This window comes from Nocardiopsis flavescens, assembly GCF_900141985.1.
GTDB lineage: Bacteria > Actinomycetota > Actinomycetes > Streptosporangiales > Streptosporangiaceae > Nocardiopsis > Nocardiopsis flavescens.
The window spans coordinates 610450-632184 of the sequence record NZ_FQZK01000001.1 but is presented as its reverse complement, the minus strand read 5'-3'; the positions used below and the strand labels follow the sequence as shown (position 1 = coordinate 632184).

The following is a 21735-nucleotide window of genomic DNA, read 5'->3' as shown; positions in this document are numbered from 1 at the left end:
CCGGACGGGCGCCACCTGTGCTCGACGGCGCTCAGTTTAGGGGACCCGCCGCGGTCCGCCGTGGTCGCGGCCCCGCGCGGCGGCCCGGGGGCCGTCCGCCCTGCGCCCTCCGGGGCCGCGGGCCGCCCGGACCCCGGACCGCCGACGGCCGCACCGGTGGGTCCGGTGCGGCCGTCGGACGGCGGGGCGGCGGGTCACTCCGCCGGAACGGCCCGCGCCTCCCGGCGCACCCTCACCTCGGTGACGGTGCGGCCGTTGGTGCCGGTGACCTCCGCGGTCCAGCCGTCGAAGGGCACGGTCTCCCCGGCCTCCCGGGGGATGTGGCCCAGGACGGCGATGACCAGCCCCGCCACGGTGACGTAGTCGCCCTCGGGCGCGTCCCCCAGCGCCAGGTCGAGGTCGGACAGGTCGTGCACCGGGTAGGTGCCCGGGAGCGTCAGCGTGCCGTCGTCGTTGGAGACGACGGTGCGGATGTCGGAGTCGGTCTCGTCGTAGATCTCCCCGACGATCTCCTCCAGCAGGTCCTCCAGGCTGACGATGCCGTCGATGCCGCCCATCTCGTTGACGACCACGGCCAGCTGCTGGTGCTCGGCCGTCATCTGGCGCAGCGCCATGGACACGACCAGCGAGTCGGGCAGCAGTATCGCCTCGCGGGCCACCTCGCGGGCGGAGCCCGTGCCCTGGACCAGGTCGGACCAGTGCACGATGCCCAGCACGTCGTCGAGGTCGTCGTCGGCCACGACCGGCGCCCGCGAGTGCCCGTGCTCGGCGAGCATGCGTACCGCGTCGGCGGTGGGGGTGGCGGCCGGGATGGTGAAGACGTCGCCGCGGGGGACGACCACCTGGCGCAGCCTGCGGTCGTCGATCTCGAACGCGCCGCTGATGATGGTCCGCTGCTCGCGGGTCATCCCGCGCTGGGCGCTGAGCATGTCGCGCAGCTCCTCCTCGCTGACCTCCTCGCGCGCCGCGGAGGGGTCGCCGCCGGTGAGGCGGACCACCAGGTCGGTGGAGACGCTCAGCAGCCACACGACCGGCCGGGACAGGGTGGCGAGCAGGTTGAGCGGACGGGCGACCATGAGCGCCCACCCCTCGGCCCGCTGCATGGCGATGCGCTTGGGAGCCAGCTCGCCGAAGACCAGGGTCACGAAGGTCAGGACGACGGTGACCAGGACGACCGAGACCGGCGCCGCCGCGGAGCCGAGGAAGCCCAGCGGCTCGACGAGCGGCTGGGCCAGCGCCACCGCCGCGGTGGCCGAGGCCAGGAAGCCCGCGAGGGTGATGCCGATCTGGATGGTGGCGAGGAAGCGGTTGGGGTCGCGGGCGAGGCGGGCGACCGCCCTGCCCCCGGGGCCGCGCTCCTCCAGTTGTTTGATCTGGCCCTCGCGCAGGGTGATCAGGGCGATCTCGCTGCCCGCGAACAGGGCGTTGACCAGGACGAGGACCAGGACGAGGCCGACTTGAACCCCGTAACTCTCCATGACTGCTTTCGTCTCCGATACGGATGGTGATGGTGGTGGCGCTGGGGCCGTTCCCGTGCGGGTTCACCCTTTCACAGGGTGTGTCGCGCCGCGGTGAGCGGAGGGTGCGCCTTTGCCCACGCCCCCTTCCCCACGAGAGCCGGAAGACACCTCCCGGGTGTCCCGGGCGGATGTTCCCGTGCGCTCCGGTGCCCGCCCCGGAGGCGGGGGCGGTCTCCCCGGGCTCTCCCGTAGGGCGGCCGGGGCCTGTCTTCCAGAGCTCTCGCGCACGGCGGCCGGTGAGGCCGGACGGGCGCGGTGGCCGCCCCCCGCCCACGGCGCGGCGGGCCGGTGCGGGCCGGTCCGGGGCGTCGGCGCGGGGCACCGGGGTAGCGGGGCGGTCGGTGCGGACCCCGCGGTCCGCACCGGCACCGGCGCCCTCCCCGCCCGTGTCAGGCGGGGAGGGCCCCACCGGCCCGCGCGGTCAGTACTCCCGGACCCGCAGGGCGTCGGCCAGCCCGGACAGCAGGCGGTCGACGTCCTCCTCGCTGCTGTAGGGCGCCATGCCCACGCGCAGCCCGGCGGTGTCGTCCGGGGCCAGCCGGGCGAACGCCTCGTAGGCGTAGAAGCTCCCCGCGGGCGCCAGCACACCGCGTTCGGCCAGGAACCGGGACACGTCGGTGCTGCGGCGGCCGGGGAAGGTCATGAACAGCGTCGGGGTCCGCTCGGCCGCGCGCGAGTGCACCCGCACCGCGCCGCCCAGCCCGGCCAGGCCCGCCTCCACCCGGTCGCGCAGGGCCGTCTCGTGCTCCTCCAGCAGCAGCCGGGCGGCGGCCAGCCGCGCGCGCCGGCCGTCGCCCCCCGGCGCCAGGTCGGCCAGCACCTCCACCGCCTCCGTGGCCCCGGCCATGGTCTCGTAGGGCAGCGTGCCGAACTCGAACCGCTCGGGCACCGCGTCGGTGGAGGGCACCAGCTTGTCGGGGACCACGGTCTCCAGCAGCGCCGGGGCGGCGGCCAGCACCGCGCAGTGCGGCCCCAGGAACTTGTAGGGCGAGCACACGTAGAAGTCGGCGCCCAGCTCCCGCACGTCCACCACCGCGTGCGCGGCGTGGTGGACCCCGTCCACGTACACGAGCGCCCCGACGGCGTGGGCGCGGTCGGCGACCGCCCGGACCGGGAACCGGGTGCCCAGCAGGTTGGAGGCGGCGCCCACGGCGACCAGGCGGGTGCGGGGGTTGACCACCGCGTCCAGGTCGGACAGGTCGGGCTCGGCGGTGGCCGGGTCGAAGTCGATCCACCGCACCGTCGCGCCGGTCCGCTCGGCGGCCTGGACCCAGGGGCGGACGTTGGAGTCGTGGTCCAGCCGGGTGACCACGACCTCGTCGCCGGGGCCCCACCCCTGGGACAGGTGGCGGGAGAAGTCGTAGGTGAGCTGGGTGGCGCTGCGCCCGTACACGACCCCCTCGGGGGCGCAGCCCAGCAGGTCGGCGTAGGCGCGGCGGAACGCCGCCACGGCCGCCTCCGCGTTGGCCTCCGACGCCACCGACCCGCCCCGGTTGGAGAGCGGCCCGGTCAGCGTGCGGGCGACCGCCTCCCCGACCCGGGCGGGGGTCTGGGTGCCCCCGGGCCCGTCGAAGTGGGCGATCCCCGATTCCAGGGAGGGGAACTGCGCGCGGAACGCGGTGGGGTCGAACGCCGTCATGGAGCTCCTCCGTCGAGTGCCTGCGGGACGGCCCTCGCTCCGCCGCCCCGTACAGGTGTATCCCTGGTACCCCGCCCCGCGAAAGCCCCGCGCCCCGGCCGGGACCGCAGGAGGCGGACGGCCCGCCGCCGGGGGCGCGTCCGGACGTGCCCCCTTCCGGCGGGGCGGCCGGTCGCCGGACGGGCGTCCCACGGACGCCCTCCGGGATTTGCCGGTGCCGGTCGGGTCCGGGGACGCGTGCGCCCCGGTACCGCCGGGCCCCGGAGCCCTTCGGCCGCACCGGTCGGGGAGGGGCCCGGGACCGGGCCGTACCCTTGACGACGTGGTCATACGAGACGTCCTTCCCGGCGCGGACCCGGGTTTCGACAACCGCCGCCTGCCCGTCTACGAGGCCGGCGAGATCGACGTGCCGTTCGTGGTGCGGGGCTCGGACGAGGTCATCGCCCGCGACACCTTCTGGGAGGAGCACGCCCACCCCACCCACGAACTCCTCTGGAACGCGCGCGGTGCCTCCTCCGCGACGGTCGGGGCGCGCGTGTGGACCATCACCTCCACCGTGGGCCTGTGGATCCCCGCCGGGGTGCGCCACAGCGGGTGGACGCCCGCCGGGACCCGGCACCGGGCCGCGCACTTCGGGGTGCACGCGGTGCCCGCGATCGCCGACCGGGCGGTGGCGGTGGAGGTCACCCCGCTGCTGCGCCTGCTGCTGGACCGGCTGTCGGGGGAGGGGCTGTCCGGGGACGAGCGCACCCGCACCGAGGCCATGGTCGTGGACCTGATCGCCCCGGCCCGCAACGAGATCCTGCTCCAGCTCCCCGACTCCCCGCTGCTGGCGCCCATCGTGGCGGCCGTGCTGGAGGACCCCGCCGACACCACCACCCTGGCGGCGTGGGCGGCCCGGCTGGGGGTGAGCACCCGCACCCTCACCCGGGCGTTCCGCTCTGAGACGGGGCTGGGCTTCCACCGCTGGGTGACCACCGCGCGGGTCCGCCACGCCATCGCCCTGCTGACCCGCGGGGAGGACATCGAGGAGGTGGCGGTGTGTGTCGGCTATCACTCGGCGAGCGCTTTCGGCACGGCGTTCCGCCGCATCACGGGCACCAGCCCCGGCCGTTTCCGGGCCCGGTGAGGGCGATCCGGCGGCCTGATGTCCGTTTTGCGACAAAGACTGTCGCTTCTACGTGATTGCGCGTCGGGTAAATGCACCCTAAGTTCGGTTAGGCAACCCTTATCTCCCGTTGTCGCGGGCCCCTGCCCTGCGACGACGCCCCCGGCGGGACGCTCGGCCGCGTCCCGCCGGGCGCGGTCCCCCTGATCGGAAGGACACCATGTCCCGCGTTCTCCTCAAGCCCGCCGCCGTCGCCGCGGTCGCGCTGCTCACCGCCGGGCTCGCCGCCTGCTCCTCCTCCGAGCCCGCCGGCCAGGGGGGCGGCGAGGCCTCCGGCGACTGGACCCCCGTCACCATCGAGCACGCCCTGGGCACCACCACCCTGGAGTCCAAGCCCGAGCGCGTCGCCACCGTCGCCTGGGCCAACCACGAGGTCCCCCTCGCCCTGGGCGTGGTCCCCGTGGGCATGGCCGCCGCCAACTTCGGCGACGACGACGGCGACGGCCTGCTGCCCTGGGTCGCCGAGAAGCTCGAAGAGCTCGACGCCGAGACCCCGGTGCTGTTCGACGAGACCGACGGCATCGACTTCGAGGCCGTCGCCGACACCGCGCCCGACGTCATCCTCGCGTCCTACTCCGGCCTCACGCAGGAGGACTACGACACCCTCAGCGAGATCGCGCCGGTCGTCGCCTACCCCGAGACCGCCTGGGGCACCCCCTGGCAGGACATGATCGCCTTCAACAGCCAGGGCATGGGCATGGCCGAGGAGGGCGAGGCCCTCATCGCCGACCTGGAGGAGGAGATCGCCGCCGCGGCGGCCGAGTACCCCTCCCTGGAGGGCGCCTCCGCCATGTTCCTCACCCACGTGGACACCTCCGACCTCAGCGAGGTCAGCTTCTACACCAACCACGACACCCGCGCCCTCTTCTTCGAGGACCTGGGCCTGTCCACCCCCGAGAGCGTGGCCACCGCCTCCGCCGAGACCGACGCCTTCTCGCTGACCCACAGCGCCGAGCAGGCCGACACCTTCGGCGACGTCGACATCATCGTCACCTACGGCGGCGACGAGCTGGTCGAGGCCCTGGAGGGCGACCCGCTGCTGTCCCAGATGCCCGCCGTGGAGAACGGCGCCATCGTCCCGCTGCCCGGCACCGACCCCCTGGGCACCGCCGCCAACCCGACCCCGCTGGCCATCTCCTGGGTCCTGGACGACTACCTGTCGCTGCTGGCCGAGGCCGCCGACAAGGCCGAGTGACCGTGGTCGAGACCGCCACCCCCGAGGGCGCCGCCGCCGTGCGGCGCCCCCGGCGCGCCAAGGGCCTGTGGCTGCTCCTGCTCGTCGCGGTGCTCCTGGGCCTGATGTTCGCCTCGATCACCGTGGGCTCGCGCCACGTCTCCTGGCCCGACATCGTCGCCGCCCTGGGCGGCGACACCGAGGGCTTCGGCCGGGCGGCCGTGGCCAAGCGCATCCCGCGCACCCTGCTCGCCGTGCTCGCCGGGGCCGCGCTGGGCCTGGCCGGGGCCGTCATGCAGGGCGTCACCCGCAACCCGCTGGCCGACCCCGGCATCCTCGGCGTCAACATGGGCGCCTCGCTGGCCGTGGTCACCGGCATCGCCTACTTCGGGCTGTCCTCCTCCACCGGGCAGATCTGGGTGGCGATCACCGGGGCGGCGGTCACCGCCGTCGCCGTGTACGTCGTCGGCTCGCTGGGCCGCGGCGGGCCCACCCCCCTCAAACTCGCGCTGGCCGGGGCCGCCACCTCGGCCGCGCTGGCGTCGTTCATCACCGCCGTGGCGCTGCCGCGCGGCGACATCGCCGAGAGCGTCCGGTCCTGGCAGATCGGCGGCGTGGGCGGCGGCACCTTCGACGCCATCTCCCAGGTCCTGCCCTTCCTGGCGTTCGGCGGCCTGGTGTGCCTGCTGTCCGCGCGCGGCCTGGACCTGCTCGCCCTGGGCGACGAACTCGCCGCCGGGCTGGGCACCCGGGTCGCCGCGGCCCGCGCCGGGGCCTCCCTGGGCGCCGTCGTCCTGTGCGGGGCGAGCACCGCCGTCACCGGCCCCATCGCCTTCGTCGGCCTGGTCGTGCCGCACGCCTTCCGGATGCTCATCGGCGGCGACCACCGGTGGCTGCTGCCGTTCTCCGCCCTGGGCGGCGCCGCCCTGCTGACCGCCGCCGACGTGCTCGGCCGCATCGTCGCCCGGCCCGCCGAGGTCGACGTCGGCATCGTGACCGCGCTCATCGGCGCCCCCGTCTTCATCTCCATCGTCCGCCGACACAAGGTCCGTGCACTGTGAGCGGTTCCGCCATCGACACCACCCGGCCCCACGCCGCGCCCGACGCGGACGTCGTGGCGGCCGTCGCCCGGGGGCGGCGCGGCCGGGGACGGCGGCGCCTGGTCGTCATCGCCCTGCTGAGCGCCCTCATCCTCGGCGGGTTCGCCGTCACCCTCATGTTCGGGCGCACCTTCTATCCGCCCGCCGACGTGGTCGGCGTGATCCTGGGCCGCGACGTCCCCGGCGCCACGTTCACGGTCGGGCGGCTGCGGCTGCCCCGGGCGGTGCTGGCCGTGGTCGCCGGGCTGTGCTTCGGCATGGCCGGCGTGACCTTCCAGACCATGCTGCGCAACCCGCTGGCCAGCCCCGACATCATCGGTATCAGCGCCGGGGCCGGGGCGGCGGCCACGTTCGCGATCGTGGTGCTCTCCCTGGAGGGCGTCGGCGTCTCGGCGTTCGCCATCGTGTCCGGCCTGGCCGTGGCGCTGCTGGTGTACGTGCTGGCGTACCGCAACGGGGTGGCCGGCGGGCGGCTGGTCCTGGTGGGCATCGGCATCGCCGCCATGCTCCAGAGCGTCACCGACCACATCCTGGACCGGGCCGCCCAGTGGGACCTCCAGGAGGCGCTGCGCTGGCTCACCGGCAGCCTCAACGGCACCACCTGGGGCGACGTCGTCCCCGTGGTGATCGCCCTGGCGGTCCTGGCCCCCGTGCTGCTCGCCAGGGGCGGCGACCTGGACGCGCTGCGGCTGGGCGACGACACCGCCGCCGCGCTGGGGGTGCGGGTGGACCGCACCCGGCTGCTCCTCATCGTCGCGGCGGTGGGGCTCATCGCGTTCGCGACCGCCGCCGCGGGCCCGATCGCGTTCGTGGCGTTCCTGTCCGGGCCGATCGCGGCGCGCCTGGTGGGCCCGGGCGGCTCCCTGCTGCTGCCCTCGGCCCTGGTCGGCGCGCTGCTGGTGCTGGTCGCGGACTTCGCCGGGCAGTACCTGCTCGGCACCCGCTTCCCCGTCGGCGTCGTCACCGGCGTGCTGGGCGCGCCCTACCTCGTCTACCTGATCGTCCGCACCCACCGCGCGGGAGGCTCCCTGTGACCACGGAACACTCACTCCTCGTCGAGGACCTGACCCTCGGGTACCAGGACCGGGTCGTCGTCGAGTCCCTGGCCCTGGAGGTCCCGCCCGGGGCCGTCACCGTCATCGTCGGCGCCAACGCCTGCGGCAAGTCCACGCTGCTGAAGGCGATGTCGCGGCTGCTGTCCCCCAGGGGCGGCCACGTGCTGCTGGACGGGGAGCGGGTGCACAAGATGCCCTCCAAGGAGGTCGCCCGCACCCTGGGGCTGCTGCCGCAGTCGCCGATCGCCCCCGAGGGGATCGCGGTGAGCGACCTGGTGGGCCGCGGACGCCACCCCCACCAGGGGATGTTCTCGCGGTGGACCCGCGAGGACGACGAGGCGGTGGCCGCCGCCCTGGTGGCCACCGGGACCCTGGAGCTGGCGGACCGCCCGGTGGACGAGCTGTCCGGCGGGCAGCGCCAGCGGGTGTGGATCGCGATGGCGCTCGCCCAGCGCACCGACTTGCTGCTGCTGGACGAGCCGACGACGTTCCTGGACGTCAGCCACCAGGTGGAGGTGCTGGACCTGCTCACCGACCTCAACCGGTCGATGGGCACGACCATCGTCATGGTGCTGCACGACCTCAACCTGGCCGCCCGCTACGCCGACCACCTCATCGCCCTGGCCGACGGGGGCCTGCACGCCGCGGGCACCCCCGAGCAGGTGCTCACGCCCGAGACGGTGGAGGCGGTGTTCGGTCTGCGCAGCCGCATCATCACCGACCCCGTGTCGGGACGGCCGCTGATGCTGCCCATCGGCCGCCACCACGACGCCTCCGCCGACTGACCGCGGGGCCCGCCCGCCGGGGCGTGTCCTCCACGTCGAGGACACGCCGGGAGGCGTGGGGAGGCCCGCCCGCGGCGCTCTCGCGCCCCGCCCGCCGGTACCGCCCGGTGCCCCCGGCCACGGCGTCCCCCTCCGGAAGCCGGGCCGACGCCCGCCCCGGCGCCTCCTTCGCGCGCTGCCGGTTTCGCCACGGCCGGGCCGTGCTGTGCGGTGTGCACGGCCCGCCTCCGGGTGCCCGCGCCGGCCGGTCGGCGGCGCACACGTGACGGGCATGCCCTGGACCGGGGCCCGCGACGTGCGCCGGGGGAGTGGCCGCCCGCCCCCGGCGCCTTCTTCGGCCGCCCGCCGAGCGCGTCCCTGCCGGGGCGTCCGCGCGGCGCGCGGCGCGCTAGAAAGCGCTTTCCGACCAGAGGCCCTCCGGGTCGCGCGCCCTCACTCCCGGTGTCGGGACCGTGTCCCAGGGTGGGAGATCAGGGGCCCCTGCGCCCCGTGGGGGCCGAAAAGTATTGACGGCGCCTGTGAATCGCTGTTAAAGATGAACACTCCCGCGTTATGGATAGCGCTTACCAGCCACGGTCCCCGTGCTGCCGAAGGGACGTTCCCCATGTCCGCCTTCCCCTCCGCGCGTCTCCCCCGCCTCACCGCCGCGGCCCTCGCGGTCCTGGCCGTCGCCGCCTGCTCCGGCAGCCCGGGCGAGGGCCCCGTCCAACTCCGCTTCTCCTGGTGGGGCTCGGACGAGCGCCAGGCCACCATGCTCCGGGTCATCGAGGAGTTCGAGGCCGAGAACCCCGACATCTCCGTCAGCGGCGAGAGCACCGACTGGTCCGCCTACTGGGACCGCCTGGCCACCTCCACCGCCGCGGGCGACGCCCCCGACGTCCTCATGCAGGAGGACCGCTACCTGCGCGAGTACGGCGACCGCGGCGCCCTCCTGGAGCTGACCGACCTCGACGTGTCCGGGATCGACCCCCTCGTCGCCGAGAGCGGCGAACTCGACGGCCGGGTGTTCGGCATCGCCAGCGGCGTCAACGCCTACGCGATCCACGCCGACCCGGTGGCCTTCGAGGAGGCCGGGGTGGAGATGCCCGACGACGACACCTGGACCTGGCAGGACTACGCCGAGATCTCCGCGCGGATCTCCGAGGGCTCCGACGGCGCCTACGCCGGGTCGCAGAGCATGGCCTACAACGAGACCGGCTTCCAGGTCTTCGCCCGCCAGCGCGGCGAGGCGCTCTACACCGAGGACGGCCGGCTGGGCTTCTCGGAGCAGACCCTCACCGAGTGGTACGAGATCGTCGAGGAGATGGCCGACAGCGGCGCCCAGCCCTCCGCCGAGCGCGGGGTCGAGATCCAGGCCGGCGGCGTGGAGCAGTCGGTGGTCTCCACCGGCCAGGGCGCGATGGCGCACTTCTGGAGCAACCAGGTCGGCAACGTGAGCGAGTCCGCCGGGCGCGACATCGAACTGCTCCGCTACCCGGGCGAGACCGAGCACGAGCGGACCGGGCTGTTCTTCAAGCCCGCCATGTTCTACTCCGTCTCGGCCCGCAGCGAGCACCCGGAAGAGGCGCTGCGGTTCGTCGACCACATGCTCAACGACCCCGCGGCGGCCGAACTGCTCAAGGCGGACCTGGGCCTGCCGGCCAACCTGGAGGTCCGCGAGGCGATCGCCGGGGACCTGTCCGAGGGCGACGCCCGCATGGCGGAGTTCATGGCCGGGATCGAGGACACCATCGTGGACGGCAACCCGGCCCCGCCGATCGGCGCGGGCGGGGTCGTCGACATCGGCTCCCGCGTCGCCGACCGGCTCGCCTTCGGGGACATCACCCCGCAGGAGGCCGCGCGCGAGTTCATGACCGAGGTCGAGCACGCCATCGGGGCCTCCTGACCGGTCGGCGGCCCGGTCCCGCCCGACCGGGGCGGGCCGCCGACCCGCCCCGGCGGTCGTTGTCCGGGCCGCGGCCCGATCGTAGGATGGCGGCGCCGTGAGCTGCGGTTTCGCGGTTCACGAGCGCCGGTCCGGCGTTCCCGGGCAGCCCCCGGGCCCGGTGCCGGCCGATCCACGAGTCCGCGGGGAACGCCCCTTTGCCGGCGGCGCAGGGGCGGCGGACGGCGACGGGGAGGGCCCCATGGCGGACGAGAACGATCAGTGGTCCCAGCGCGACTACCGCCACCCGGCGGCCGGGTGGGGTGCGGCCGGGTCGGTGCTCAAGATCCTGGCCAAGGAGGGCGAGTGGGTCGACGGCCCCCGCGCCGTCTTCAGGATGAACCACGAGAACGGCGGCTTCGACTGCCCCGGCTGCGCCTGGCCCGACGACCTCAAGGGCCTCAAGCTGGACATCTGCGAGAACGGCATCAAGCACGTCACCTGGGAGATGACCCGCGAACGCGCCGGCAAGGAGTTCTTCGCCGCGCACACCGTCTCCGAGCTGCGGACCTGGAGCGACCGCGAGCTGGAGGCCCAGGGGCGGCTGGTGGGGCCCCTGGCCTACGACGCCGCCTCCGACAGGTACGTCCCGGTCTCCTGGGAGGACGCCTTCACGCTCGTGGGCCGCCACCTGCGCGGCCTGGACTCCCCGGACGGCGCCGCGTTCTACACCTCCGGGCGGCTGGGCAACGAGGCGAGCTTCCTCTACCAGCTCATGGCCCGCGAGTACGGCACCAACAACCTCCCCGACTGCTCCAACATGTGCCACGAGGCCTCCGGCCGCGCCCTCACCGCGGCGCTGGGGACCGGCAAGGGCACCGTCGACCTCAAGGACTGGGAGACCGCGGACGCGCTGTTCATCATGGGGGTGAACGCGGCCTCCAACGCGCCCCGCATGCTCACCGCCCTGGCCGGGGCCCAGCGGCGCGGCGCCAAGATCGTGCACGTCAACCCGATGGTCGAGGCCGCCGCCCGCAAGACCATCGTCCCGCACGAGTTCGTCGACATGGCGCTGATGAAGGCGACCCCCACCGGCGACCTGAACCTCCAGGTGCGGCCCGGCGGCGACATGGCCCTGATGCGCGGTATCGCCAAGGTGCTGCTGGAGCGCGCCGGGAGCGATCCCAAGGCGATCGACCCGGAGTTCGTCGAGCGGCACACCGCCGGGTTCGAGGAGTACCGCGCCCTGTGCGCGGACACCCCCTGGGAGGAGCTGGAGCGCCAGTCGGGGCTGTCCCGGGAGCGGATCCTGGCCGCCGCGGAGATCTACCACCGGTCGCGGCGCACGATCGTCAGCTGGTGCCTGGGCATCACCCAGCACGAGCACGGGGTGGACACCGTCCGCGAGATCGTCAACGTCCTGCTGCTGCGCGGCAACCTGGGCCGCGAGGGCGCCGGGCCCTCGCCGGTGCGCGGGCACAGCAACGTCCAGGGCAACCGGACCTGCGGCATCGACCACCGGCCCAAGCCGGAGTTCCTGGACCGGCTGGCGCAGGTGTGCGGGATCGACCCGCCGCGCGAGCCCGGCCTGGACACGGTGCGGGTGGTGCGCGCGATGCACCGGGGGGAGGTGAAGGTGTTCGTCGGCATGGGCGGGAACTTCGCCATGGCGGCCCCGGACCTGCCGTACACCGCCCAGGGCCTGCGCAAGTGCGACCTCACCGTCCATGTCAGCACCAAGCTCAACCGCAGCCACCTGGAGCACGGCCGGGAGGCGCTCATCCTGCCCTGCCTGGGCCGCACCGAGCGGGACGTGCAGCACTCCGGCCTGCAGTCCTCCTCCGTCGAGGACTCCATGAGCATGGTCCACCTGTCGGTGGGCATGAAGCGCCCGGCCTCCCCGCACCTGCTGTCGGAGCCGGCGATCATCGCGGGCATCGCGCGGGCGGCCCTGCCCGACAGCGTCGTGCCCTGGGAGGACTACGTCGCGGACTACGACCGCGTCCGCGACACCATGGCGCGGGTTCTGCCGGGGTTCGAGGACTTCAACCGCCGGGTGCGGCTGCCGCTGGGGTTCCGGATCAAGCAGCCCGCCCGCGAGCTGGTCTTCCTCACCCCCTCGGGGCGGGCGGAGTTCTCCTGCGCGGAGCTGCCCGACGTGGTCCCCGCCGAGGAGGGGGTGCTGGTGCTCCAGACCATGCGCTCCCACGACCAGTGGAACACCACGGTCTACTCCGACGACGACCGCTACCGGGGTGTGAAGAACCTGCGCACCCTGGTGCTGATGCACGCCGGGGACATGCGCTCCCGCGGCATCGGCGAGGGCGACCCGGTCGACATCGAGTCGGTCTCCAAGGACGGCACGCGCCGCCGCCTGGAGGGGTACCTGGCCCTGGCCTACGACCTGCCGCGCGGCAGCGCCGCCGGGTACATGCCGGAGATGAACGTGCTCATCGGCGCGGCCGACCACAGCACGCAGAGCGACCAGCCGCTGATGAAGAACGTCCTGGTCCGGATCACCCCGGCCGCCGCCGGCCGAGCCGCCGCGCCGGCGGGGTGAGCACGCGCCCGGCCGTGATGGCCGGGACGCGGGGGGCGTCCGCGCCGCGCCCGGTCGGCGGGAACACCGTGGTGCCCCGCGGCGCCGGTGCACCGGTGGTGCCCATGAGCCCGCGCCGCACGTATGCCGGGTCGGTGCCCGGTGCCCGGTGCCCGGTGCCCGGTGCCCGGCCGGCGGGAGCGCCCCGGCACGGCCGGGCGCACGGGGTGCCGCCGGGGCCCCGCCCCGGCGGCACCCGGAGGCAGGCGGTCAGAGCAGCGCGGCCCAGTGGTCGCGGAACGTCCAGGCGGCCAGCAGCGCCACCCCCACCGCCCACAGCGCCGGGACGGTGCTGTGGAACCGGGACAGCGCCCGGGCCGTCCGCCGCGCCCGGGGCCCGGCCCCGGGCAGGTGTCCCTCCCGCAGCCCGTCCAGGGCCGTGTACCAGAACAGCGGCACCGTCACCGCCCACACCGCCATGCAGTACGGGCACAGCGCCCCGATCCGGTACAGGCTCTGGAAGATCAGCCAGTGCACGAACACCGCGCCGAACAGCGTGCCCGCCCACAGCCCCAGGTGGAACCAGCGCGGGAACCGCGCCCCCGCCAGCAGGGCCACGCCCACCGTGGTCACCACCGAGAACCCGACCACGCCCAGCACCGGGTTGGGGACGCCGAACACCTCCGCCTGCCAGGTCTGCATGACCGTCCCGCAGGACAGCACCGGGTTGATGCTGCACGAGGGCACGTGCCCGGGGTCCTGGAGGACGCGGACCTTCTCCACCAGCAGGGCGGTGGCGGCCAGCAGCCCCAGCGCCCCGCCCGCCGCCAGCAGCCAGGGCAGCAGGCGGGCGACGGGCCCCGCGTCCGGGGCGTCCGGGGTGTCCGGCGCGCTCGCGGCGCTCATTCGGCCAGCTCCGCGTCGATCATCTCCGTGAGCACCCCGTAGGAGGGCATGCTCGGGGTCCGCACCCCGTTGACGAAGATCGTCGGGGTGCCCTGCACGCCCAGCGCGACGCCGTCGTCGAAGTCCGCCTGCACCCGGGCGGCCACCTCCTCCGACTCCACGTCCGCGGTGAACTCGTCCATGTCCAGGCCCAGCTCCCGGGCGAACCCGGCGAACACCGCGCTGCGGTCTTCCGTGGACTCGCCCCACTCGGCCTGCGTCTCGTACATGCGCGCGTACATCTCCTCCAGCGCGCCCTGGCGCGCCGCCGCCTCCACGGCCGCCGCCGCGGGGCGGGAGTTGGCGTGCCCGGGCAGCGGGAAGTAGCGGACGACGACGTCGATGCGGCCGTCGTACTCCTGGCGGACGCGCTCGATCACGGGGAACTGGGCGCGGCAGGCCTCGCACTCGAAGTCGAGGAACTCCACGACGGTCACCGGCGCGTCCTCGACGTCGTCGAGGTGGCGGCTGTCCTCGCGCACCAGCAGGGCGGGGTCGGCGGTCGCGGAGGCCTCCGGTGCGCCGGGGCCGGAGGGGGAGGCGGAGGCCGGTCCGGCGCCCTGGGCGTCCGGCGGCCGGTTCGACATGTACACGAGGGATCCCACGAGCAGGCCGAGCACGGCCAGCAGGACGAGGGTGAAGGCGAGGTTCTGGTTCACGGGTTCTCTCCGTTCCACGGGCGCCGCGCGCGGGGCGCGGCGGGGGACCACGACGGGACCGCCGGTCGGGGCGGTCCGGGGAGGGCGGCGGCGCCGGACGCGCGGGGCGCCGGCGCGCGGCGGTGGTCTACACCCGGTGAACGCAGAGCAGGGTCAGCAGCCCGTACCCGTGCCGGGGCGCCGCGGGGGCCTCCTCGGCGGGCGGGGCGGGGGTGTGCGCGGCGTGGGCCAGCGCCCACAGCAGGGGGAGCGGCGCCACGGGCAGCGGCGCGGACACGGCGGCGGCCGGGGCGGTGGCGGGGGCGCAGGAGTGGTCTCCGTGCGCGGCTTCGGGCTCCTGCGCCGCGGGCCCGGGGGTCGCGCTCGCCGCGGCGGCGGGGCCGGGGGCGGCGGTGCCCGGGGCGGTTCCGGCGTGCGCCGGGGCGCAGGCCAGGCAGGCGAGCACGAGGACGGCGAGCAGCACCGCGAGGGTGTGCGCGCCGCGTCTTCGGGGGTGCCCGTCCATGGTCGGCACTGTAGCGGCGCCCCGGCCGGCCCCCGCCCCGGGGTCCCCCCGGGGGGAGAGGGGCCGCGCCCCGCCGGAACCGGGAAGCCGCGTACCGGCCGCCCCGCCGGAAAGCGGGGCCCGGGACCGCCCGGCCGCTCCGCCGGAACCGGCCGCGCGGGGACGGGGCGCCCTTGCCCGGCCCCGCCCCGGCCCATGCCCCGCCGGAACCGGGGCCCGCACCCGGGCTCACCTCCCGCCCGCCCGCCTCACTCCGGCAGGTGGCGCGTGTCCGGCCCGTGGTACCCGGCCAGCACCCGCCGGGGCAGCGGCCCCTTGATCCGGGCGCCGCTCCCGGTCTCCTCCCAGGCGTGCGCCATGATCCCCACGGACCGGGACAGCACGAACAGCCCGCGCCCCAGCTCGGCCGGGAACCCCAGCGAGGCGTAGACGATCGCGGTGGCGCCGTCGATGTTCATCGGGACGGGGCGGCTGCGCCCCCGCGCCAGCGCCGCCTCCAGCGCCAGCCCCGACTCCAGGTGCGTCGGCTCCACCAGGCCCCGGTCGGCCGCCTCGCGGACCCGGTCCACCAGGGGGTCGCGGCGCGGGTCGAGGGGGTGGAACCGGTGGCCGAACCCCGGGACGTGCGCCTTGCGCGCGCGGTGGTCCTCCACCACGGCCCCGGCCGCCTCGTCCGCGGACGCGCCCTCACCGCGCAGCGCCGCCATGTGCTCCAGCACGGCGATGCACTGCTGGCCCGCGCCCCCGTGCACGTCGCCCAGCAGGTTGACCCCGGTGGCGACGGCGTTGTTGAGCCCCACACCGCAGGTCGCGGCCATCCGGGCGGCGGCGATCGAGGGCGCCTGCGGACCGTGGTCCACGGCCGCCACCAGCGCGGCCTCCAACAGGCGGGCGTGCCCGGGGTCGGGCAGCTCCCCGCGCAGCATCAGCCACACCGTCTCCACCAGGGAGACCCGTCCGATCAGCTCCTGGACCGGGTAGCCGCGCAGGTCGATCTCACCGGGGGCGATGCGGGTGACCCCGGTCGACCACCACGCGCCGATCTCCTCGTCGGTCATGGACCGGTCCGCGTCCGTACCGCTCATACCGCACCTTCCTCTCGCAGGGCCTCGATTTCGGCCTCCCTGAATCCGGCCTCGCGCAGCACCGCCGCGGTGTGCTCGCCCAGCAGCGGCGGGGGCCGCCGCGGGCCCAGGGCCGCGCCGTCCACGTGCACCCCGCTGCCCAGCACCCGCAGCTCGCGGTCCTCGGCGCCGGGGAAGGGCAGGGTGTGCACCAGGCCGCGGTGCACCACCTGCTCCGACTCCAGGGCCTCGCGCACCCCGAGCACCCGGCCCGCCGGGACGCCCGCGCCGGACAGCTCCCGCTCCCACTCGGCGGCGGTGCGCCCCTTCAGGCGCTCCTCCAGCGCCTCGCGCAGCTCCTCCCGGTGGGCCTTGCGGTCCTCGCGCCGGGCGAACCGGGGGTCCTCGCGCAGCTCGGGGGCGCCGACCACGCCGCACAGGATCTCGAACTGCTCCTGCTTGTTGGCGGAGATGTTGAGCGCCCCGTCGCCGGTGGCGAACGCGCCCGAGGGGGCGGCGGTGGCGTTCTCGTTGCCGATGCGCGAGGGCTCGACCCCGGTGGACAGGAAGTTGGACACGCCCCAGCCCATGGCGGTGATCGCGGTCTCCAGCATCGACACGTCCAGGTGGGCGCCCACGCCGGTGCGCTCGCGCTGGACCAGCGCGGAGGAGACGGCGAAGGCGGCGGCCAGCCCGCCCAGCACGTCGGCGATGGGGAAGCCGGCGCGCAGCGGCCCGGTGTCGGGGGTGCCGGTGGCGCCCATCATCCCCGACAGGCCCTGCACGATCTGGTCGTAGGCGGGCCGGTCGCTCAGCGGGCCGTCGGCGCCGAACCCGGAGATGGCGCAGTACACCAGACCCGGGTTGGCCTCGCGCAGCACGTCGGGGCCGAACCCCAGGCGCTCCAGCACCCCGGGGCGGAAGTTCTCCAGCAGCACGTCGGCCCCGCCCAGCAGCGAGCGCATCACCCGCCGCCCCGAGTCGGACTTCAGGTCCAGGGTGAGCGAGCGCTTGCCGCCGTTCTGGGCGAGGAAGGAGGCGCCCATCCGCTGCTCGTTCAGCTCGGCCGAGGCGCCCAGCCTGCGGGCCAGGTCGCCGCTGCCGGGGACCTCGATCTTGACGACGTCGGCGCCCATGAGGGCGAGCTGGTACCCGGCGTAGGGGCCGGCCAGCACGTTGGTCATGTCCAGGACCCGCACGCCCGCCAGGGGCAGGGCGCGGTCCTCGTCGGCGGCGGTCATCGCGGCTCTCCAGGGAACGGGGCGGCCGGGGCGCCGCCGGTGGGGTCCAGGCCGATCTCCGAGATGCGCCGGGCGGCCCGCACGACGGACCCGGTGAACCCGCGCACGGCGGCGTCGGTGAAGCGGGCGGTGGGCCCGCCCACCGCCAGTGCGGCCACGGGGGTCTGGCCGGTCCGCCCGAAGACGGGGGCGGCCACGCCCGAGGCGCCGTGCTCGCGCTCGCCGTGGCTGACGGCGTGGCCGCGCTCGCCCGCGTCCCGGACCTGCGCGCGCAGCCGGTCCACGTGGGCGGGGCCGTAGGGGGAGGCGGCGGCCACCCGCAGCAGGGTGGCGTCGTCGGCCCCGATCAGCAGGACCTTGCTGGCGGCGCCGCCCCAGAGCACCATCTCGTCGCCGGTGTTGACGACGTGGCGCAGCCGCTGGGGGCCCTCCTCCTGGGCCACGCACACGCGGACGGCGTCGGCGCGCACGTAGAGGTTGACGGTCTCGGCGGTGTCGGCGACGAGTTCGCGCATGACGGCGCGGGCCGCCTCGGGCACCTGCCAGACGGCGTGCGCCAGGCGGGCCCAGCGCAGCAGGCCCGGCCCGGCGGCGATCCGCCCGTCCGGCCCCGTCCACAGCAGGCCGCGCTGCTCCAGCGTGCCGACCAGGCGCAGGACGGTGGTCTTGGCCAGGCCGGTGCGCTCCACCAGCTCGCGCGTGGTGTAGCGCAGGTTGCGCTCGTCGAACAGGTCGAGCATGTCGATCGCGCGCATCACGCTCCGCACGCCCCCGTCCGGGTCCCCGGGCATGCGCCCTCCTCTCCCGTGGTCCACCAGGTGGACCGGTAAGACCATCAAGTGGACTTTCGGGTCAGCGTAACGCATCACCCCCCACCCCGCCAGAGCGGTCGCGCGGGCGCCCGCGACCCGCGCGCGAGAGGGGTGGAATCATCCGCCACCAGCGGTTCACCCCTCCTTTCCGGCAGGAGGCCGGAATGTTGCACAAAGGTTTCGCGGTCCCATTGACACGGGCAAACGTGATCCGCATCATTTCCTGAACCGAACAGCGGCCCGGTTGGTCCGCCAGGCGGACCAATAGGTCGAGAGGGAGTGAAGATGGACAGGCAGCGGGCCCTTCGGGCGACCGGGGCCGTGTGCGCGGCCCTGGTCGTGGGCGCCGCCGCGGTGAACGCCGCGCTTTCAGGAACGCACGAGTCCGAGGCGCGGGCGAGGATCGACATCCTCGTCCCCGCCGACCCCGGCGGCGGGTGGGACCTGGTGGCACGCGAGACCCAGCACGCGCTGCGGGTCAACGACATCGTCGCCAACACCCAGGTGCTCAACCTGCCCGGTGCGGGCGGCACCATCGGACTGGCCCAGACGGTGCGGCGCGAGGGCGAGGCCACGACCCTCATGACCACCGGGACGGTCATGATCGGCGGCATCATCGTCAACGACTCCGCCCAGACGCTGGAGGACGTCGTCCCCATCGCCCGTGTCGCCGACGACTACGAGGTGTTCGTGGTCCGCGAGGACTCCCCGCTCCAGGACATGGGCGACCTCGTCCAGGCCTGGCAGGACGACCCGGGCGCGGTCGCCGTCGGCGGCGGCTCCCTGGGCGGCACCGACCACCTCCTCGCCGGGCTGGCCGCCCGCACCCAGGGCGTCTCCGCCGACCAGGTCAACTACATCCCCTTCGCGGGCGGCGCCCAGGCGCTGACCTCCCTGCTGTCGGGCAGCATCGACGTCGGCGTCTCCGGCTACAACGAGTTCCGCGACCAGGTCGAGGCCGGGAACCTGCGCGTGCTCGGCGTCTCCGCCGAGGAGCGCGTCGAGGGCCTGGAGGAGCACCCCACCCTGCCCGAGCAGGGGGTGGACGCGGTCCTGCCCAACTGGCGCGGCTTCATGGCCCCGCCCGGCATCTCCGAGGAGGAGCGCGCCGAGCTCACCGCCATCGTCGAGGAGATGGTGGCCACCCCCGAGTGGCAGGACACGCTGGAGCGCAACCGGTGGGACGACACCTACCAGTCCGGCCCCGAGTTCGAGGAGTTCCTCGCCGCCGAGATCACCCGCATCACCGAGGTCACCGAGGAGCTGGGACTGTCATGACCACCCACCGCACGACGGACGCCGCGCAGGGCGCCGCGACCGCGACGGGCGGCGCCCGCGCCTGGTGGCGGGGGCGCAGCGAGATCTTCGTCGGCCTGCTCACCGTCGGCATCGGCGCCTTCCTCGCCGTCCAGACCGCGTCCATGCACGTGCCCGACAACTCGGCCTCCCCCGGCCCCCAGCTCTTCCCGGCCCTCGTGGCCGCCCTCATGATCGTCCTGGGGTCGGCCCTGGCCCTCCAGGTCGCCCGCCGCCCCGCCCCCGAGCCGGACGACGGCGGGGCCGACCGGCCCGAGGGCGCCGGGGTCGTCGGCGACCTCGTCGAGGGCGAGAGCCCGCACACCGCCGCGCCCGCCACCCACAGCGACTGGCGCACCGTCGGCACCGTGCTCGGCTCCGTCGTCCTGTTCGCCCTGCTCCTTCAGCCGGTCGGGTGGCTGCTGTCCGGGGCGCTGCTGTTCTTCGGCGTCGCCTGGGCCTTCGGCGGTCGTCGCCCCCTGTTCGAGGCGACCGTCGCCCTCGTCTACTCGTCCGTCGTCCAGCTGGCCTTCGTGGCCGGCCTCGGACTCAACCTGCCCTCCGGCATCCTGGGAGGCGTGCTCTGACATGGAGACCTTCGGACTCCTGGCGGGCGGCTTCGCCGCCGCGCTGACCCCCGAGAACCTGCTGTGGGCCTTCATCGGCGTCCTGCTGGGCACCGCCGTGGGCGTGCTGCCCGGCCTGGGCTCGGCCATGGCCGTGGCGCTGCTGCTCCCGGTCACCTTCAAGCTCGACCCCACCGGGGCGTTCATCATGTTCACCGCCGTGTACTACGGCGGCCTGTTCGGCGACTCCACCACGTCGATCCTCATGAACACCCCCGGCAACAGCTCCGCCATCGCCACCGCGATCGAGGGGCACCGGATGGCCAAGCGGGGCAGGGCCCCGCAGGCGCTGGCCACCGCCGCCATCGGCGCGTTCCTCGGGGCGGTCGTCTCGACCACCGTCGTCGCGTTCTTCTCCGGCGTCATCATCGACATCGCCCTGCGGTTCGGCCCGGCCGAGTACCTGGCGCTCGCGGTCTTCGCCTTCCTGGCCACCTCCGCGGTGGTCGCCCAGTCCATGGTCCGCGGCACCATCGCCCTGACCATCGGCCTGGCCATCGCGATGGTCGGCATCGACGCGCAGAGCGGCGCGGCCCGGTTCACCCTGGGCATCCCCTCCCTGTTCGAGGGCATCAGCGTCGTGACCGTGACCGTGGGCCTGCTCGCCCTGGGCGAGGTCCTGCACGTGGCCTCGCGCATCCACCGCGGCGGACACCAGGGCGCCTCGCCCGTCAACGCGGGCGGCACCCCCTGGCTGGGCCGCGGCGACCTGCGCCGGGCGGTCCCCGCCTGGCTGCGCGGCATCGGGTTCGGCCTGCCCTTCGGCGCCGTCCCCGCGGGCGGCTCGGAGATCCCGACCTTCCTCGCCTACGGCACCGAGCGCAGGCTCGCCCGGTTCCGCGCCCGCCGCGGCAAGGGACCCGACGAGTTCGGCGACGGCGCCATCGAGGGCGTCGCCGCGCCCGAGTCCGCGGCCAGCGCCACCGCCGGCACCGCGATGGGCGCCCTGCTGGGCCTGGGCCTGCCGACCTCCGCGACGGCCGCGATCATGCTGGCCGCCTTCCAGCAGTACGGCATGCAGCCGGGCCCGCTGCTCTTCGAGCGCAACGCGGACCTGGTCTGGGCGCTGCTGGCCAGCCTGTTCGTGGGCAGCGTCATGCTGCTCATCCTCAACCTGCCGTTCGCGCCGCTGTGGGCCAAGCTGCTGCTCATCCCGCGCCGGTACCTGTACGCGGGCATCACCGGGTTCGCGGTGCTGGGCGTCTACGCCGCCTCGTACTCGATCACCGACCTGTGGCTGCTGATCCTGCTGGGTTTGCTGGGGTTCATGATGCGCCGCTACGAGATCCCGCTCGCCCCGGTGCTCATCGCGGTCATCCTGGGGCCGCTGGCCGAGACCGAGCTGCGGCGCGCGCTGGCCATCGGCCAGGGCGACGTGGGCGTGCTGTTCGCCGGGCCGATCACCCTGGGCATCTACACCGTCGTCCTGGCGGCCGTCGCGTTCGTGGGGATCGCCCGCATGCGGGCCCGCTCCCGCGCCGCCGCGCAGGAGGAGACCGGCGAGGACGCCCCGGTGGGGTGAGGCGCCGCGGCGGGGCGCGACCGGACCGGGCGCGCCCCCGCCGTTCACGGTCCGGGAGGGGGTCGCCGCCGCACGGCGACCCCCTCCCGCCGTTCCCGGGGCGCCCGCCCCACCCGAGCGGGCGCCCCGGGAGTCTCCACCCGCCGGTGTCCGGCGGCCCCGGTCGCGGCCCGGACCCGCGGTGCGGCACCGCCGTGTGATCACCGCGCGGCGGCGTGCGC

At 75.1% G+C, this 21735-nt stretch carries 18 protein-coding genes; 10 read left to right on the top strand and 8 right to left on the bottom strand.

Annotated features, from left to right (window positions below):
• Positions 1-194: 194 nt before the first annotated feature.
• Positions 195-1478 carry a hemolysin family protein gene (locus BUE45_RS02925; RefSeq protein WP_073374566.1) on the bottom strand — a complete coding sequence of 428 codons (1284 nt, stop codon included), beginning with the start codon at positions 1476-1478 and terminating at the stop codon, positions 195-197.
• A gap of 463 nt (positions 1479-1941) precedes the next feature.
• Entirely contained in the window at positions 1942-3159 is a 1218-nt protein-coding gene (locus BUE45_RS02920) for a cysteine desulfurase-like protein (protein WP_073374565.1), read from the bottom strand.
• A gap of 322 nt (positions 3160-3481) precedes the next feature.
• Between BUE45_RS02920 and BUE45_RS02915 the strand changes: the two genes are divergently transcribed.
• From BUE45_RS02915 to BUE45_RS02885, 7 genes are all read left to right on the top strand, one after another.
• Entirely contained in the window at positions 3482-4288 is an 807-nt protein-coding gene (locus BUE45_RS02915) for a helix-turn-helix domain-containing protein (RefSeq protein ID WP_073374563.1), read from the top strand.
• A 199-nt stretch (positions 4289-4487) separates the two neighbouring features.
• Positions 4488-5522: an iron-siderophore ABC transporter substrate-binding protein gene (locus BUE45_RS02910; protein WP_073374560.1), complete on the top strand. Its 1035-nt coding sequence runs from the start codon at positions 4488-4490 to the stop codon at positions 5520-5522.
• On the top strand, positions 5519-6562 hold the full coding sequence (locus BUE45_RS02905; RefSeq protein WP_084736807.1) for a FecCD family ABC transporter permease: 1044 nt from the start codon (positions 5519-5521) through the stop codon (positions 6560-6562). The genes BUE45_RS02910 and BUE45_RS02905 overlap by 4 nt, the downstream gene beginning before the upstream one ends.
• A gap of 11 nt (positions 6563-6573) precedes the next feature.
• A complete protein-coding gene (locus BUE45_RS02900; RefSeq protein WP_178378451.1) occupies positions 6574-7635 on the top strand; it encodes a FecCD family ABC transporter permease in 1062 nt (353 codons plus the stop codon).
• Complete coding sequence (locus BUE45_RS02895) at positions 7632-8441, top strand: ABC transporter ATP-binding protein (protein WP_073374558.1); 810 nt, start codon at positions 7632-7634, stop codon at positions 8439-8441. The genes BUE45_RS02900 and BUE45_RS02895 overlap by 4 nt, the downstream gene beginning before the upstream one ends.
• A gap of 604 nt (positions 8442-9045) precedes the next feature.
• Positions 9046-10326 (top strand): ABC transporter substrate-binding protein, encoded by a 1281-nt coding sequence (locus BUE45_RS02890; RefSeq protein ID WP_073374556.1) that lies wholly within the window; start codon positions 9046-9048, stop codon positions 10324-10326.
• Positions 10327-10567: 241 nt separating this feature from the next.
• Positions 10568-12865, top strand: a complete 2298-nt coding sequence (locus tag BUE45_RS02885; protein WP_073374554.1) for an FdhF/YdeP family oxidoreductase — start codon at positions 10568-10570, stop codon at positions 12863-12865.
• A 249-nt stretch (positions 12866-13114) separates the two neighbouring features.
• On the opposite strand, the gene BUE45_RS02880 is transcribed toward BUE45_RS02885, so the two are convergent.
• The 6 genes from BUE45_RS02880 to BUE45_RS02855 all read right to left on the bottom strand — a co-directional run bounded on the left by BUE45_RS02880 (position 13115) and on the right by BUE45_RS02855 (position 18049).
• Complete coding sequence (locus tag BUE45_RS02880) at positions 13115-13750, bottom strand: vitamin K epoxide reductase family protein (protein WP_073374552.1); 636 nt, start codon at positions 13748-13750, stop codon at positions 13115-13117.
• Positions 13747-14448, bottom strand: coding sequence for a DsbA family protein (locus BUE45_RS02875; RefSeq protein ID WP_073374550.1), 702 nt, complete (start codon positions 14446-14448; stop codon positions 13747-13749). Before BUE45_RS02875 ends, BUE45_RS02880 begins: the two co-directional genes overlap by 4 nt.
• Positions 14449-14575: 127 nt before the next feature.
• Positions 14576-14953, bottom strand: coding sequence for a hypothetical protein (locus tag BUE45_RS02870; RefSeq protein WP_143173239.1), 378 nt, complete (start codon positions 14951-14953; stop codon positions 14576-14578).
• A gap of 248 nt (positions 14954-15201) precedes the next feature.
• Complete coding sequence (locus tag BUE45_RS02865) at positions 15202-16038, bottom strand: citryl-CoA lyase (RefSeq protein ID WP_073374546.1); 837 nt, start codon at positions 16036-16038, stop codon at positions 15202-15204.
• A complete protein-coding gene (locus BUE45_RS02860) occupies positions 16035-17258 on the bottom strand; it encodes a CaiB/BaiF CoA transferase family protein (RefSeq protein ID WP_073374544.1) in 1224 nt (407 codons plus the stop codon). Before BUE45_RS02860 ends, BUE45_RS02865 begins: the two co-directional genes overlap by 4 nt.
• Positions 17255-18049 (bottom strand): IclR family transcriptional regulator, encoded by a 795-nt coding sequence (locus BUE45_RS02855; RefSeq protein WP_073374542.1) that lies wholly within the window; start codon positions 18047-18049, stop codon positions 17255-17257. The genes BUE45_RS02860 and BUE45_RS02855 overlap by 4 nt, the downstream gene beginning before the upstream one ends.
• 306 nt (positions 18050-18355) lie before the next feature.
• Between BUE45_RS02855 and BUE45_RS02850 the strand changes: the two genes are divergently transcribed.
• From BUE45_RS02850 to BUE45_RS02840, 3 genes are read left to right on the top strand one after another with little or no spacing between them, the layout of a single operon-like run.
• A complete protein-coding gene (locus BUE45_RS02850) occupies positions 18356-19348 on the top strand; it encodes a Bug family tripartite tricarboxylate transporter substrate binding protein (RefSeq protein ID WP_073374540.1) in 993 nt (330 codons plus the stop codon).
• Positions 19345-19953, top strand: a complete 609-nt coding sequence (locus BUE45_RS02845) for a tripartite tricarboxylate transporter TctB family protein (protein WP_073374538.1) — start codon at positions 19345-19347, stop codon at positions 19951-19953. Before BUE45_RS02850 ends, BUE45_RS02845 begins: the two co-directional genes overlap by 4 nt.
• A gap of 1 nt (position 19954) precedes the next feature.
• On the top strand, positions 19955-21514 hold the full coding sequence (locus BUE45_RS02840) for a tripartite tricarboxylate transporter permease (protein WP_073374536.1): 1560 nt from the start codon (positions 19955-19957) through the stop codon (positions 21512-21514).
• Positions 21515-21735: the final 221 nt, after the last annotated feature.